Source organism: Candidimonas nitroreducens, from assembly GCF_002209565.1.
GTDB lineage: Bacteria > Pseudomonadota > Gammaproteobacteria > Burkholderiales > Burkholderiaceae_B > Candidimonas > Candidimonas nitroreducens.
In genome coordinates this window covers 67,757-83,196 of the sequence record NZ_NJIH01000013.1, presented here as the reverse complement: position 1 = coordinate 83,196, position 15,440 = coordinate 67,757, and the positions used below count along the sequence as shown (strand labels likewise).

Here is a 15,440-nt window from a genome sequence, read left to right as displayed (position 1 = left end):
GCGCCGGCCATCAGGGCCTGGTTCGATCGGCCCGGCGTGCCGCCGGCGTAATTGCGTGTTCAGGCATCAACGCATATTGCCCGTGTGCCCCAGTGAATACCGGCCGGGCTGCGGCCAGACGGTCAGGCCGTGCGGCTCCATGCCGACACGGATCTTGCGCACGGCGCCGGTGGTGGTGTCGAAGGCGTACACCACATCGTCGAAGCGGCCCGACAGCCACAAGTACTTGCCATCGGCACTGACATTGCCCATGTCGGGGCTGCCGCCGCCGGGGATGGGCCATTCGGCGACCACCTTGCGGGTGGCGAAATCCAGCACCGAGACGCTGCCCTTGCCCTTGGTGCGGCCGTGGATCATGTTCGAGCCGCGATTCGAGATGTACAGCTTGGTGCCGTCGCGGCTGGGGTACAGGCCGTGCGTACCGATGCCAGTGCGCACGAAGCCGATCTTGCGGAAGCTGTCGCCGTCGATCAGATGCACGCCGTCGGCCATCATGTCGGCCACGTAGAACACCTTGCCGTCGGGCGAGATGCGGATGTCCTGCGGCATGCTGCGCTTGGCCAGCTTCAGGTAGCCCATCACCTTGTGGGCGACCATGTCGATCTTGACCAGGCTGCCGTCGAACTCGCAGGTGAAAATGGCATAGCGGCCGTCGATGGCGAAATCGGCGTGGTTGACGCCGGCGCAGCCAGGCACGGGCAGCGAGAACTGCAGGGCCATGGTGTGCGGATCGCGAAAATCCAGGCGCTTGAGCGATTCGGCCACCACAATCGCCGACTGGCCGTCGGGCGTGAAGTACATATTGTAGGGGTCGGCCACGGGTACCGCCGGCCCGGGCTTGCCGGTGGTCGGATCGATCGGCGTCAGGCTGCCGCGCGTGGTGCCTTCGGCATTATTGGCCACCCAAAGCGTCTTCAGATCCCAGGAGGGAACCACGTGCTGCGGGCTGAGCCCGACCTTGAACTTGTCCACCACTTTGTAGGTGGCGGGGTCTATCACGTAGACGTCGTTCGAGCGGACATTGGGCACATAGACCCGCGGCAGCGCGCCGGCCACCGCCGGGCTGAGCTTGCCGGCGGTGGTTTCGCTGTAGAGATTGTGCGGGTCGATGACGGGGGGCATGCCGGGCACCGTATCGATGCGGTCGCCGGCGGCGCGGCTCACGGTGTCCTGCGCTGCCGCACCCGGGCCGGCAGAGCCCGAAGGCCGAAGAGCCGCAGCGGCGGCGCCAGCTGGAGCGGCAGGAGCATCCGAAGTACCCGGAGCTGCCGGGGCGACCGTAGTGCCCGAAGTATCCGAAGCCGCCGGGGCGACCGCAGTGCCCGAAGCAGCCGCGGCAGGCGCAGCGGCCGGAGCAGGCGCTTGAGCGGCTTGCGCCGACTTACTTGCCTGGGCCTGCACCGCGGCTGCGGCACTGCCCACATCGGCGTCGGCGGCGTAGGCGGTATGCAGGCCGGCCAGAGCCAGCGCGGCACACAGGGCGGTCTGGGCGTATCGTAGCTTCATGTTGCAGAGTCCATGGAATGAAGTCGGGAACCGGGCACGGCAAGTGGCGCGCGGCAAAAAGGAGCATCGCCAGCTCGGGACGCGCAGGCTGGGCGGGCGGGTCGTACGGGCTGAAAATACTTCGGCCTCGTGCTGGGGGCTTGCGCTCCGACTGGCATTCATGGCCGGGCGGTTTCCTTGCGCAGCGCGGCAACAGTACGTTCGACTATCAGCCGTACACCTAGTTCCCCGAGCTGAGCACTGGCGCGGCGCGGGTCGCCGCCGTAGATGCCATCGGCCGTACCGGGCCGCGGCGCCGTCTTCAGACGTTGGGCACGCACCATACCCGGCGCCACGGCCAGCTGCAGCGCAGTATCGGCCAGACCCGCGTGGGTGCCGATCTCGTCGTCGCGATAGCCGCGCTTGCGCAGCAATTCGTCGAAACCCTGCGAGCTGGCCTGATAATAAGCCGCCGGCACCAAAGCCCGCGCCCCGGTGCCGCCCCACTGCTTGTTCAAGCGCGCCGCCACCTGGCGCAGGTCACGCTGGTAGCCGCCGTGATCCCCCAGGAACACGATATTGCGAAAGCCATGCACCCGGAAGCTCTCGGCGGCCGAACCCAGCATGGCTTCGAAGGCGCTGTCGGGAATAGTGATGGTGCCCGGGAACCGCATGTGCGAGCTGGGCGGATGCAGGCCGCCTTCGGGCACATAGGCTATGACCGGCGCCACGATGGCGTTGCCCAGGCCCTGCGCGATCTGTTGCGACAGGGCCAGCACGCGGGCATTGTGCTTGCCCAGGGCCACATAGGGGCCGCTCTGCTCGGTACCGCCCACGGGAATGATGATAGTGGTCTTGCCGGCGCGGATCTGATCGCGCAGCTCTGTCCAGGTCAGGTCGGCCAGCAGCACGTCGGGTGCGGCGGCCAGCACGGGCGCGGCACGCAGGCACAGCAGCAGCAATGCCGCACAGGCCGTGGTGGTGAAACCGGGTATTCTCATGGCAGCCGTTACCTGGCCGTTCTTAGCGGCAAGTGATCCAGTCGGGCGAGGCTCGGCTGGAGCCTCGTGGCGCGAAGCAATGCGCAACCAGGAATTATATGCCCGCGCCACGGCACGGCGGCAAGCGCCTGCACGCTCAGGCGCCGCGCTGGCGGCGCTGCATGAGGTGCGCCAATACAACCAGCAGCCCCACCAGCAGAATGAACAGCGTGGCCAGGGCATTGATCTCGGGGCGCAGCCCCAGGCGCACGCGCGAGAAAATTTCCAGCGGCAGCGTGGTATAGCCCGGGCCCGACAGGAAGGCGGCGATCACCACGTCGTCCAGCGACAGCGTGAACGACAGCAGCCAGCCGGCCACCAGCGCCGGCACGATCAGCGGCAGCGTGATCACGAAGAACACCTTGAGCGGGGTCGCCCCCAGATCCAACGCGGCATCTTCCAGCGAACGGTCGAGTTCGCGCACGCGCGACTTGATCACCACCGCCACATAGGCCACGCACAGCGTGGTGTGCCCGGCCCAGATGGTGAACATGCCGTTGCCCGCCGGCCAGCCCAGCGCCTTGCTGCTTTCGACGAACAGCAGCAGCAGCGAAATGCCCAGCACGACCTCGGGCAGCACCAGCGGCGCAGTGAGCATGCCGATATACAGCGCGAAGCCGCGAAAGCGCCCCATGCGCACCAGCACATAGCCCGCCCAGGTGCCGATGATGGTGGCCGCGGTGGCGGTCAGCAACGCGATGCGCAGCGACAGCCAGGCGGCACTGAGCAGCGCCTGGTCGCCGGCCAGCTGCTGGTACCACTTCAGCGAAAAACCCGACCACGAGGTCATCAGCGACGACGAGTTGAACGAGAACACCATCAGGCAGGCGATGGGCAGATACAGAAACAGGTAGCCCAGCGTCAGGCTGGCGGTGCGCCAGGTTTGCGCCCGATCTTTCATCGCAAGCCCCCGCGCGGCCGCCCTTGCAACTGCTTGACTTCGTTGATCTGGAACAGGGCCAGCGGCACCAGCAGCAGCAACACCATGACGCAGGTCACGGCCGCCGCCATCGGCCAGTCGGCATTATTGAAGAACTCGTTCCACATGACGCGGCCCATCATCAGGGTGTTGGCGCCGCCCAGCATTTCCGGGATCACATATTCCCCTACCGCCGGGATGAACACCAGCATGGCGCCGGCCACCACCCCCGTCATGGACAGCGGCAGCGTAATCTGCAGGAATGCGCGCCAGGGCCGCGCCCCCAGGTCGTAGGCCGCCTCCAGCAGCCGCGCGTCCAGCTTCACCAGCGTGGCGTACAGCGGCAGTATGAAGAACGGCAGGTAGGCATACACCAGGCCTATGTATACCGCCAGGTCGGTGCGGTAGATTTCCAGCGGCTGGTGGATCACCCCCAGCCACAGCAGCAGATTATTGAGCAGGCCGTCATTGCGCAAGATGCCCACCCAGGCGTAGACGCGCAGCAGCATCGACGTCCAGAACGGCAGGATCACGCCCAGCAACAGCAAATGGCGCACGGCCGGGCGCGAGCGCGCGATGGCGTAGGCCATCGGGTAGCCGATCAGCGCGCAGCACAGCGTGGTAATGGCGGCGATCTTCAGCGAGCTCAGATACGTCGCAATGTACATGCTGTCGGAAAACAGCAGCGCATAGCCGCGCAGGTGCAGCGCCACGGCCAGCGCCTGGTCTTTCAGCTCGAGCAGCGGCGTGTAGGGCGGAATGCCGAACTTCAGATCCGCGAAACTGATCTTGAAGACCATCAGGAACGGCAGCAGCAGGAACAGCGCCAGCCAGAAGAAAGGCGGCGCTATGGCCAGTGCCCGCCCCGAAAACAGGCCGCGCAGGCGTGCCAGGCGGTTCATGACGGCAACACCGTGGCGCTGTCGCTCGACCAGGCCACATACGCCTCGTCGCCCAGAGCCGGCGCATCGGCCTGCGCCAGCGACAGCGCGGGCACGCTGGCATGTACCGCCAGGCCCGAATCCAGCTTCACCTGGTACAAGGCGTAGCTGCCCATCCAGGCCACGTGCGCGACCTGGCCGTGCGCCCAGTTCGAATCGCCGTCGGGCTGTTCGCGCAGCACTCGTATGCGCTCGGGGCGTATCGATACGTGCACGTCCATGCCCAGGGGTTCGCTGACGCCATGATCCACATACAGCGGCCGGGCGAGTTCGGGGCTTTCGATCACGACGTGGTCGGACTCGTCGACCACGATGGTGCCGGCGAACAAATTGGTCGAGCCGATGAAACTGGCGACGAAGCGCGAATTCGGAAAGCTGTATACGTCGTGCGGGGTGCCGCACTGCACGATCTGGCCCTCGGTCATGACCGCCAGGCGATGCGCCATGGTCATGGCCTCTTCCTGGTCATGGGTGACCAGCATGCAGGTCACCCCCACCTGCTCCAGGATCTTGACCAGCTCGATCTGGGTCTTCTGGCGGATCTGCTTGTCCAGCGCCGACATGGGCTCGTCCAGCAGCAGCAGCTTGGGGCGCTTGACCAGGCTGCGCGCCAACGCCACGCGCTGCTGCTGGCCGCCCGACAACTGATTGGGCTTGCGCCGCGAGTAGGCGCCCATCTGCACCAGATCGAGCGCCTCGAAGACCCGCTCGTGGATTTCGGCGCGCGGCACGCCCTCTTGCTTCAGACCGAAGGCCACATTGGCCTGCACCGTCATGTGCGGAAACAGAGCGTAGGACTGGAACATCATGTTGACCGGGCGCCGGTACGGCGGCAGGTCGGTGATGTCCTCGCCGTCCAGGTAGATGCGCCCGGAGGTGGCCGACTCGAAGCCGGCCAGCATGCGCAGCAAGGTGGACTTGCCGCAGCCCGAGCTGCCCAGCAGCGCGAACAATTCATTGCGGCGTATGGACAGGCTCACGGACTGCACGGCGACCGTCTCGCCATAGATCTTGGCCACGCTGTCGAGCTTGACGAACTCGTCCGGATCCTGCGACAAAACAGGTGTTGCGGCTTGGGCTGCTGTCATGGCCGGGTCTACCTGCCTGATTTCAGTTCGGCCCACAAACGCGTCTGCAGGCGCTGGATCGCGAAGGGCTGGGGCTTGATCACGAACAGCGTCTTGGCGACTTCCGGCGGCGGGTAGATCTCGGGATTGTCGGCCACCTCTTTGACCACGTACTTGCGCGCCTCTTTATTGGCGTTCGGAAAGAACATGGTGTTGGTGATGGCCGCGTGCACCTGCGGCGTCTCGATGTAATTGATAAAGGCCCAGGCCTCTTGCGGATGCGGCGCGTCCTTGGGCACCGCCATGGTGTCGAACCAGGCCGGCGCACCGCCCTTGGGGATGAAGTAATTGATCTCGTAGGACTTGTGCGCCTGCTGCGCGCGGTGCCGGGCGATCATCACGTCGCCCGAATAGGCATACACCATGCACAGGTCGCCGCCGGCCAGCTCGTCGATATAGCCCGAGGAACTGAACTGCCGGATGTAGGGCCGGATCTTTTTCAGGACTTCCAGGGCCGCCTTGTAGTCGGCCGGATTGCTGCTGTTGGGATCCTTGCCCAGATAGTGCAGCACCGCCGGGAACACCTGGGCCGCCTCGTCCAGCATGGAAATGCCGCAGGACTTGAGCTTGGCGGCATTGTTCGGGTCGAACAGCGTGTCCCAGCTGTCGAGCTTGGCGTCCGGCCCGAGTATCTGGCGCACCTTGGTGACGTTGTAGCCCAGCCCGTCGGTGCCGTAGCCCCAAGGCACCAGGTATTGATTGCCCGGGTCGACCGGCTCCAGCAGCGACATGATGGCCGGATCCAGGTACTTCAGGTTGGGGATCTGCGACTTGTCCAGCTTCTGGAAGATGCCGCCCTGGATCTGGCGCGCGGCGTAGTGCGTGGAGGGCACCACCACGTCATAGCCCGAATGCCCGGTCAGCAGCTTGGCCTGCAGCGTATCGTTGCTGTCGTAGACGTCGTAGCGCACTTTGATGCCGGTGGTCTTCTCGAAGCCCGACAAGGTGTCCGGAGCGGTGTATTCCGCCCAGTTGTAGACGTTGACCACCTTTTGCTCGGCCTGGGCGCCCACCGCCAGCGCCGCCACCGCCACCCCTGCCGCCCAACGCAGCACACGCTCGAATTCCATCGCCAGCGCCCTCCCCCTTTACCGACAACGACAATATGGAAAAGCGAGATATTAAAGCCTTTTTCGCAAAAAAATTATATTTTGATACTTCTGCACCCAAATTTCCCCGCTCGGCCGTCGAACCGTGCCCTCCAGGGGCGCACCGCGACGCGAAAAACCGGGCATGGGAGGCGCCCGAGCGGCCCGCGGCAGGCCGTCCCACCCGCGCCCGCCGCTGCCGCGCAAGTTCACGCCGGCTTCTTCAAGCGGCCAGGCGCGCCACCCAGTCGGCGTAGGCATTGATGAAGCGCGTCAGGTACTTGCGGCCGTCTTCGCGAGGCTCGCCGGCCTCGTCGAACAGTTTGTGAGCCTGGCTCAGGTAGGTCTCGGGCTGCGCCATGCACAGCACGTTCAAGCACATCACCGACTGGCGCAGGTGGCTGCTGGCGCCGAAGCCGCCGTGCAGGCCGGGCGAGGCGCTGATGATCGCACCAGGCTTGCCGCTCCATAGATTCTGGCCGGGCGGGCGCGAGGCGATGTCGATCGCGTTCTTCATGGCCGCAGGCATGGACTGGTTGTGCTCGGGGGTCACGAAGATCACGCCGTCGGCCTGCCGGATCTGTTCGCGGTATGCCGCGTAGGCCGCGGAAGGCGGCTCCAGGTCGAAGTCCTGGTTGTAGAGCGCGAGGCCGCCGATGTCGATCAGCTCCAGCGACAGCGAGGGCGGTGCCAGTTGCACCAATGCCCGCGCCGCCTTGCGGTTGATGGAGTCCTTGCGCAGGCTGCCGACAATGACAGCGATACGTTTGCTCATGTGTGTCCTTGAAAGAGTCAAAAACGAAAATCATGGGCCCTTGGGCGTCACACCCCCGGCCAAGGCAGCGGCGGCGGCATCAGGCGCGGCCCGGGGCCTACGGGTATATCGCCGTAGCGCCCGGCGCCGCCCCGCTCCCAGTCGCGCTGGGCACGGGCGATGTCGGCCTTGCTGCGGCCTACGAAATTCCACCAGATGAATACTTCCTCGGTCTCGGGCACACCGCCCAGCAGCAGGATGCGGGCAGGCCCGTCTACTTGCACGCCCAGGCGTGCATGGCCGGTATCCAGGTAGGCCAGTTCTCCGACGCCGTAATCCTGACCGTCGACCCGCACGCCGCCAACCAGCGGCGCCACGGCATATTCGAAGGCCGGATCCAAGGACAGATCCAGCGTGGCCGGGCCATCGGCCAGCAGCTCGACGCCGACCAGCGGGGAGTAAATACGTGCCGGCGCCGTACGCCCGCCGTAAGAGCCGGCCAGCAGCGTGCACTGCACGCCCTGCTCGACCCAGCGCGGCAGCTCGGGATAGTGCTCGAAGCCCGGCGCGCCGGCGGCCTGTTCGGGCGGCAGCGCGATCCACAACTGCGCGGCATGCAGCCGCGGCGGATCCGCCAGCGACTGCTCGGTATGGGCGATGCCCGCGCCGGCCGTCATCAGGTTGACCTGGCCCGGACGTATGACCTGCTCGTTGCCCAGGCTGTCGCGATGCAGCACCTCGCCTTCTATCATCCAGGTGAAGGTTTGCAGCCCGATATGGGGATGGGGCCCGACCTGCATGCCCGCCTCGCCCGGCCCGAACTGCGCCGGCCCGGCGTGGTCGAGGAAGCACCAGGCGCCCACCAGGCGGCGCTGGCGCGAGGGCAGCAGCCGGCTGACGGGAATGCCGCCCACGTCGGCGACACGGCCGGCGACGCGCTGCGCGGCCTGGCCCGCGCTCTCGCCGGCGGCGGGCATGGCGGTCTTGGGGGTGGATTCGGGCGTACTCATGGCGGACTCCTGCGTAGAGGCCGGCGCCCGGGAAGGCCCTGTGCGCAATGCCGCGCGGCGGCATACACCCGCCGCGCCGGCTACGCCAGCCCAACCGTCCGCCGAAGCCATTGCACCCCGCGGACGGGCGCCCCGCGGCGTAAAAAAATCCCGGGCGCCGTGTAAGGGACTGCCTGGGATTCTACCGCGCCCGCGGGCCGCCTTGCGGCGGCCCCTGAACCGCGCTTTATTGCCCTTCGAGGAAGCTCTTGAGCTTGTCGGCGCGGCTCGGGTGGCGCAGCTTGCGCAGCGCCTTGGCTTCGATCTGGCGGATGCGCTCGCGCGTGACGTCGAACTGCTTGCCGACTTCTTCGAGCGTCTGGTCGGTGCTCATCTCGATGCCGAAACGCATGCGCAGCACCTTGGCCTCGCGCGGCGTGAGCGAGTCCAGCACTTCCTTGACCACGTCGCGCATCGAGCCGTGCAGCGCGAATTCCGAGGGCGACAAGGTGCCGGTGTCCTCGATGAAATCGCCCAGGTGCGAATCGTCGTCGTCGCCGATGGGGGTTTCCATCGAGATCGGCTCTTTGGCGATCTTGAGGATCTTGCGCACCTTGTCCTCGGGCATGTCCATCTTCTGCGCCAGCGTGGCCGGATCGGGCTCGGCGCCGGTTTCCTGCAGGATCTGGCGGTTGATGCGGTTCATCTTGTTGATCGTTTCGATCATGTGCACCGGAATGCGGATGGTGCGGGCCTGATCGGCGATCGAGCGCGTGATGGCCTGGCGTATCCACCAGGTGGCATAGGTCGAGAACTTGTAGCCGCGCCGGTACTCGAACTTGTCCACCGCCTTCATCAGGCCGATATTGCCTTCCTGGATCAGGTCGAGGAACTGCAGGCCGCGGTTGGTGTACTTCTTGGCGATCGAGATCACCAGGCGCAGGTTGGCCTCGGTCATTTCGCGCTTGGCCTTGCGGGCCTTGGCCTCGCCGGTCGCCATGCGCTTGTTGACGTCTTTCAGGTCTTTCAGCGGCAGCACCACCCGAACCTGCAGATCCACCAGCTTCTGCTGCAGTTCCTGCACGGCCGGGATGTGGCGCTCGAGCGTGGCCGAATAATCGCGGCCCGCCGCCACCTCTTGCAGCACCCAGTCGAGATTGGTCTCGTTGCCCGGGAAAGACTTGATGAAGTGCGCGCGCGGCATGCCGGCGCGATCCACGCAGGTATGCAGCACCGCACGCTCGAGCTTGCGCACCTCGGCCACCTGCTCGCGCAGGGTGTCGGCCAGGCGCTCGACCATCTTGGCGGTGAAGCGTATGCCCATCAGCTCGGCGAGTATGGCTTCCTGGGCCTCGGCGTAGGCGTGGGCCTCGTAGCCTTCCTTCTCGAAGGCCTTGCGCATTTTCTCGAACCAGCTGGCGATCACGTCGAACTTCTTCAGCGACTGCACCCGCAAGTTCTCGAGCTGCTTGCTGCTCATGCCGCCGGCCGGGCCGTCTTCGTTCTCGTCGCTGTCGGAGCTGACGCCGGCACCGGCGTATTCCTCGCCTTCCTGGTCGATCAGGCCATCGACGATTTCGTCGATCTGCGCACTGCCGTCGCGCACGCGCTGCACGTTGGCGAGGATCTCGTTGACCGTGGTCGGGCAGGCGGCAATCGCCATGACCATGTGCTTCAGGCCGTCTTCGATGCGCTTGGCGATCTCGATCTCGCCCTCGCGGGTAAGCAGTTCGACCGTGCCCATTTCGCGCATGTACATGCGTACCGGATCGGTGGTGCGGCCGAAGTCGGAATCCACCGTGGTCAGCGCGGCCTCGGCCTCGTCCTCGACGTCGTCGTCGTTGGAGGCCACCGGCGCGTTGTCGCTCATGAGCAGCGTTTCGGCATCGGGCGCCTGGTCGTAGACCGAGATACCCATGTCGCTGAAGGTGCTGATGATGCCGTCTATGGCCTCGGCGTCGACCAGATCGTCGGGCAGATGGTCGTTGATCTCGCCATAGGTAAGATAGCCGCGATCCTTGCCCAGCTTGATCAGCACTTTGAGCCGGTTGCGGCGCGCCTCTTGTTCTTCGGGCGTCATCTGGCTGCGGGCCGGCGCGTCTTTCTCGGCCTTGCCGCGCTTGCCGCCGCGCTTGGGCAGGGGCTTCAGATCGGGTATGACCTCGGTTTCGCCGTCGCCGTCGTCATCGACGAAATCGGCCCCGTCATTGGCGTTGTTCTTGGCCGGGCGGCCGGGCCGGCGTCCGCCGGGCGCCGGGCGCGCCGCTTTCGCGGCCTTGGAGGCTTTCTTGCCTTCGACCGCAGCGGTGATTTTATCGAGCGCAGCGTCGTCGCTGCCCGCGGCTTTTTTCGCCGTCTTCCTGGCCGGCGCTTTCCTGGCCTCTGCGGCCTTGGCCTCCCCTTTCACCTTGACGGCCGTCTTGTCGGCCGGTGCGGCCGCCGCGGCGGTTCGAGTTTTTTTCGCAGCGGCGTTGTCCGCTGCCAAAGAGGTTTTACCAGTAGATTGGGTCATAGTCGCTTCCGTAGACGCAAACGCCGCCGGCCCTGACACGAGCCGGACGTTGCTGGACAGAACTTCCTACGGATCCCAGGCCGAAAAGACAAGCGCGTCGCTGCGCCCTGCCGTACGGCGAATGCCGCCGAGGCCGCGAGCCCTGGTCTGTTTCCGGCCGGGAATCCGTTACTCACACACATCGCGAAGACGCGCATAGCCGCCCGGGCACAGGTTCCGAGATCGAAGTCCGGGGTATAGGATTCCTTGGCGCAAAGGCTGCAAGGCTGAGGGACTCTTCGATCGGGCGAAACCGGCGCCGGGGCGCACAAGGCCGCAAGCGCACGAACCAGCCCGATTTTCTGCCCCCAAGGTTTTTCCCTGCTGGGCTTTACCCTCGGGTTTTACCCGTCATGGGGCATCGGGCCGGCCTGCTTTTGCGGCACCACACTGCTTGTACTATACAAAGACTTCGCGAAAACTCTCTATTTTACAATAACTCAGCGCAAGGACACCGTACTCAGTAGTGTAATGCGCCGCGTCAATTCTTGATACCGGCTGCGCGCGGCCTCTTCGGCCAGCCCGCCCTGCACCAGGGCCGATTGCTCGGCCTTGAGCGCATCGAGCTCGATGCGGCGCAGCGCATCGTTCCATTCGGTCTGCGGATCGGGCAGATCGTCCTGATCCAGCAGCTCGGCCGACAAAGAGGCCAGCACGCCGGCCAGATCCGATTCGGGCTCGGCGGCCTGCAGCAATGCCCCCACGTGGCGCGCGCCGCTGGTATGGGCCAGGGCGATCAATTCCCTGACAAGTACTAGATGGGGGCCCTGCTCCAGAACTTCAAGCTGCTGGTCGCCCAGGCTGTCGACCAGTTGCGGATGAGCCAGCAGCAGGCGCAGCAGCCGTTTGGCCATGGAAGCCACCAGGCGCGGCTGGCGGCCGCGGCGCCCCCGGGCCGGAGCCGCGGCCGCCCGCGGGAACAAGGTCTCGCCTTCCGGCGCGGCCTCGAAATACGGTGGCGGCTCGTCCTGCGGAAAATCCGGCATATCGAAGTGATCCGCGGGCGGCCCGTCGTAGTGGCCCCCCGCAGCAGCGCCTTCGGCGCCCGGCCCGGGCGTCGCCGCAGCCGGGCGGCGGCCCGGCTCCACAGTCAGCGGCCGCCGGGACGCTGGCTGCGCGGCCAGCATCGCTGCCAGCTCTTCGGGCGTAAGCAGCACCTGGCGGGCAAATTCGCGCTCGATCTGCAGCCGCAGCGTCGTGCCCTCGGGCAGCATCGCCAGCAGCGGCCTGGCCTCGTGCACGCAGGCGGCCCGCCCCTCGGCCTCGTCCATCGGGTGGCGCGCGGCCAGCTCTTCCAGCAGGAAGCGCGACAGCGGCACCGCATCGTCCATGCAGGCCCGGAATGCCTCGGCGCCGAAAGCGCGCACATAGGAATCGGGGTCGTGCTCGGTAGGCAGGAACAAAAAGCGCACCGAAACATCGTCGCGCAGCATGGGCAGGCAGGCCTGCAAGGCGCGCCAGGCGGCACGCCGGCCCGCGGCATCACCGTCGAAACTGAAAATAATCCTGTCGCTGGTGCGCAACAGCTTCTGTATGTGGTCGGGAGTCGTGGCCGTGCCCAGCGTGGCCACGGCATTTTCCACACCGAGCTGCGCCAGGCCCACCACGTCCATATAGCCTTCGACCACCAGCACGCTGCCCTGCGCGCGGATGCCGGCACGGGCTTCCCACAGGCCGTAAAGCTCCTGCCCCTTCGAGAACAGCGGCGTCTCGGGCGAATTCAAATACTTGGGCTCGCCCTTGCCGATGATGCGCCCGCCAAAGCCGATCAACTTGCCGCGGGCATTGCGGATCGGAAACATGACCCGCTCGCGGAAACGGTCGTAGCGGCGCCCGTCCTCGGCCTCGATCACCAGGCCGGACTCGACCAGCGTCGGGTCTTCGTAGTGCGGAAACACCGCGGCCAGCCCGCGCCGATCCGTCCCCGACCAACCCAGCCCGAAACGCGCCGCGATGGCGCCCGTCAGGCCGCGCCCCTTCAAATAAGCGACCGCCGCCTCGGAACCCTTGAGCAGGCGCAGATACTGAGCCTGTGCCGTTTCCAGCGCTTGCTGGTGGCGCGATACCTCTTCCTTGCGGCGGCGGCTTGCCGCCTGCTGGCGCGGACTGCGCGGCTCTTCCGGCACGGTCATGCCGACATTGCCCGCCAGCGCGCGCACCGCCTCGGGGAAGCTGGCCCCGGTGTGCTCGATAAGGAACGTGATCGCGGTACCGTGCGCCCCGCAGCCGAAACAGTGATAGAACTGCTTGGTGGGGCTTACCGTGAAAGAAGGGCTTTTCTCGTTGTGAAAAGGACACAGGCCCAGCAGATTGGCCCCGCCCTTGCGCAACTGCACATAGCGCCCGACGACGTCCACCACGTCGACCCGGGCAAGCAGGTCCTGAACGAAAGATTCAGGAATCATACGGATTCACAATCAAGATGATGACGGCGCTGCTGCGCCATGCCGCATCAATTGTACTGTCTGCGGCCTCGCGCCCGGTTGCCCGGGCACGGCTGCCGCAACAAGGTACTGCTACAGCTGGTACAACTTCCACTGCCGCGCGCCGTGGCCTGGATCGCCACAAACACAGCTACTACCGCGTCGGGTACCCCGCTCGAGCTGCCCCGGCATCAGCGGCGCGGGCCGCTTCGGTAGAAGCATCCTCGACACGGGCTCTGGCTTAGACCACCTCGGCACGGGCCAGCCCAGACTGCCCCGGCATTGCCGCCCGGCAGAGGCTGCCCTGGCATGGGCCACCCCAGCTCAAGCTGCCCCGGCATGGGCTAGCTCAGGCTGCCTCGGCACCGGCGGCCCCTACACTCACAAACCCGTATCAATTCATTGGCGGCCGATCAATACAAGCGCGGGGGCAGTTGCTGGCTACGGATGCGCTTGTAATGGCGCTTGACGGCGGCGGCATGCTTGCGCTTGCGCTCGGCCGTGGGCTTTTCATAGAATTCGCGCGAACGCAGCTCGGTCAACAGGCCGATTTTCTCGATGGTGCGCTTGAAGCGGCGCAAAGCGGCTTCAAAGGGCTCGTTTTCTTTCAGGCGTACAGTAGGCATGTAGTCGTAAGGCCTTGTGTTTAGAAATTTGTGTTAAGAAAAAACAATAATGATGCGAAAAACAGATAAAGCCGGAAACCCTAACTGGAAGTAGCGCAAGCACGGCGCGCAAAACAGCAAAAACACCGCAAAAAGCAGCGTAAACATTGCCAAATCATCGCCAAACCGCAACCCTTGCGGGTAGGCTTACGTATAGATCCATGGTCAACCTAAAATTTTAGCATGAAACCGCTATAACAGATACAAGGCCGCGCCTCTCGGACGGATTCCCTGCCTCCCGGACGGATTCCCTGCCTCCCGGACGGATTCCCTGCCTCCCGGACGGATTCCCTGCCTCCCGGACGGATTCCCTGCCTCCCGGACGGATTCCCTGCCTCCCGGACGGATTCCCTGCCTCCGGACGGATTCCCTGCCCCGACATATTCCCTGCCCCGACATATTCCCTGCCCCGACATATTCCCTGCCCCCGACATATTCCCTGCCCCCGACAGATTCCCTGCCTCCGACAGATTCCTTGTCTCCGGCAGGGCGGCCAGGCAGACCAGCCCAAGCCCTGCTCCACCGCAACGCGTTTCGAAAGCGACGACAGGCACAATCAGCACTTCCTCCCTACCCACGCTACCGTCCAGCGCCGTGGGTGGCTGGGCCAGGCCGGCTCGTCCGAGCCCGCCGCCACCGCAGGGCATTTTGGGGGAGGCAAGGGAAGCACTGTCTGAGGGCGACGCTTGCTGCCAGTCCGGGGGACTGGCAGCCGCCCGGAGTTTGCTGACCGCCCCCAAAATGTCCGGAGGTCAAGGGCAGTGCCGGCGCAGCCGGCACCGGGCGAGCGAGCCGGCCTGGCCCAGCCGCCCGCGGCGCGGGTAAAGAACAGAGCGCGCACCAACTTGCAAGAAGAACAGCCTACGACAACGACCCGGCGGCAGGCAAAAGCCACCCGAAGAATCAGCCCCGCTTGCCCTTCCGCACCCACGCCTCGAGCTGATGCGGCCGCAGGCTGTCGTAATCCTCGAAAGGCTGATGAATCCAGGGATTAGTCGGCAGCTTGTCGACGAAATAATCGGGCGTGGCCTTCGAGTGCCCCTTCCACCACAGCACCGCGCTGCGCAGCTCGGTGATGGCCGGGAATTGCGCACGCAAGTGCTCGCCCACCTTGATGAAAGTCAGCCCCGTATCGACCATATCGTCGACCAGCAGCACCCTGCCCTCCAGCGTGCCGCGCGTAATCGTAATGAACTGCGCGATGTCGAGCTGCCCCTGCTGCGTGCCCGCCGCCTCGCGATAACTGCTGGTGGCGAGAATGCCCAGCGGCACATCGAAAATGCGCGACAGCACATCCCCCACCCGCACGCCGCCGCGCGCCAGGCAGACAATATTGTCGAATTCCCAGCCGGCCTCGAAGACGGAAAGCGCCAGGCGCTCGATCAAGCTGTGATATTGATCCCAACTGACCCAAAGGTCGCGGTCTGTGCTCGGAGGCAGATTCATACAGTCGATTCC

Annotated in this window: 12 protein-coding genes; all 12 read right to left on the bottom strand. The window is 65.5% G+C overall.

Annotated elements, in window-relative coordinates; translation table 11 throughout:
- Positions 1-66 precede the first annotated feature (66 nt).
- The 12 genes from CEY11_RS21030 to CEY11_RS20975 all read right to left on the bottom strand — a co-directional run bounded on the left by CEY11_RS21030 (position 67) and on the right by CEY11_RS20975 (position 15,428).
- Positions 67-1,506, bottom strand: a complete 1,440-nt coding sequence (locus CEY11_RS21030) for a YncE family protein (RefSeq protein ID WP_332888380.1) — start codon at positions 1,504-1,506, stop codon at positions 67-69.
- Positions 1,507-1,664: 158 nt separating this feature from the next.
- The gene (locus CEY11_RS21025; RefSeq protein WP_088605388.1) at positions 1,665-2,486 is read right to left on the bottom strand and encodes a creatininase family protein; all 822 of its coding nucleotides are present in this window, start codon (positions 2,484-2,486) and stop codon (positions 1,665-1,667) included.
- A 136-nt stretch (positions 2,487-2,622) separates the two neighbouring features.
- Positions 2,623-3,426, bottom strand: a complete 804-nt coding sequence (locus CEY11_RS21020; RefSeq protein WP_088605387.1) for an ABC transporter permease subunit — start codon at positions 3,424-3,426, stop codon at positions 2,623-2,625.
- The gene (locus CEY11_RS21015; protein ID WP_088605386.1) at positions 3,423-4,346 is read right to left on the bottom strand and encodes an ABC transporter permease subunit; all 924 of its coding nucleotides are present in this window, start codon (positions 4,344-4,346) and stop codon (positions 3,423-3,425) included. Before CEY11_RS21015 ends, CEY11_RS21020 begins: the two co-directional genes overlap by 4 nt.
- Entirely contained in the window at positions 4,343-5,473 is a 1,131-nt protein-coding gene (locus CEY11_RS21010) for an ABC transporter ATP-binding protein (RefSeq protein WP_088605385.1), read from the bottom strand. The genes CEY11_RS21015 and CEY11_RS21010 overlap by 4 nt, the downstream gene beginning before the upstream one ends.
- An 8-nt stretch (positions 5,474-5,481) precedes the next feature.
- A complete protein-coding gene (locus CEY11_RS21005; protein ID WP_088605384.1) occupies positions 5,482-6,582 on the bottom strand; it encodes a polyamine ABC transporter substrate-binding protein in 1,101 nt (366 codons plus the stop codon).
- Between the two features lie 241 nt (positions 6,583-6,823).
- Positions 6,824-7,375, bottom strand: coding sequence for an NADPH-dependent FMN reductase (locus CEY11_RS21000; protein WP_088605383.1), 552 nt, complete (start codon positions 7,373-7,375; stop codon positions 6,824-6,826).
- Between the two features lie 47 nt (positions 7,376-7,422).
- Complete coding sequence (locus tag CEY11_RS20995; RefSeq protein WP_088605382.1) at positions 7,423-8,364, bottom strand: pirin family protein; 942 nt, start codon at positions 8,362-8,364, stop codon at positions 7,423-7,425.
- Between the two features lie 226 nt (positions 8,365-8,590).
- Entirely contained in the window at positions 8,591-10,855 is a 2,265-nt protein-coding gene (gene rpoD / locus CEY11_RS20990) for an RNA polymerase sigma factor RpoD (RefSeq protein WP_088605381.1), read from the bottom strand.
- Between the two features lie 479 nt (positions 10,856-11,334).
- A complete protein-coding gene (gene dnaG, locus CEY11_RS20985; protein WP_088605380.1) occupies positions 11,335-13,299 on the bottom strand; it encodes a DNA primase in 1,965 nt (654 codons plus the stop codon).
- A gap of 431 nt (positions 13,300-13,730) precedes the next feature.
- Entirely contained in the window at positions 13,731-13,943 is a 213-nt protein-coding gene (rpsU, locus tag CEY11_RS20980) for a 30S ribosomal protein S21 (RefSeq protein ID WP_017524081.1), read from the bottom strand.
- Between the two features lie 942 nt (positions 13,944-14,885).
- Complete coding sequence (locus tag CEY11_RS20975; protein ID WP_088605379.1) at positions 14,886-15,428, bottom strand: phosphoribosyltransferase; 543 nt, start codon at positions 15,426-15,428, stop codon at positions 14,886-14,888.
- Between the last annotated feature and the right edge of the window lie 12 nt (positions 15,429-15,440).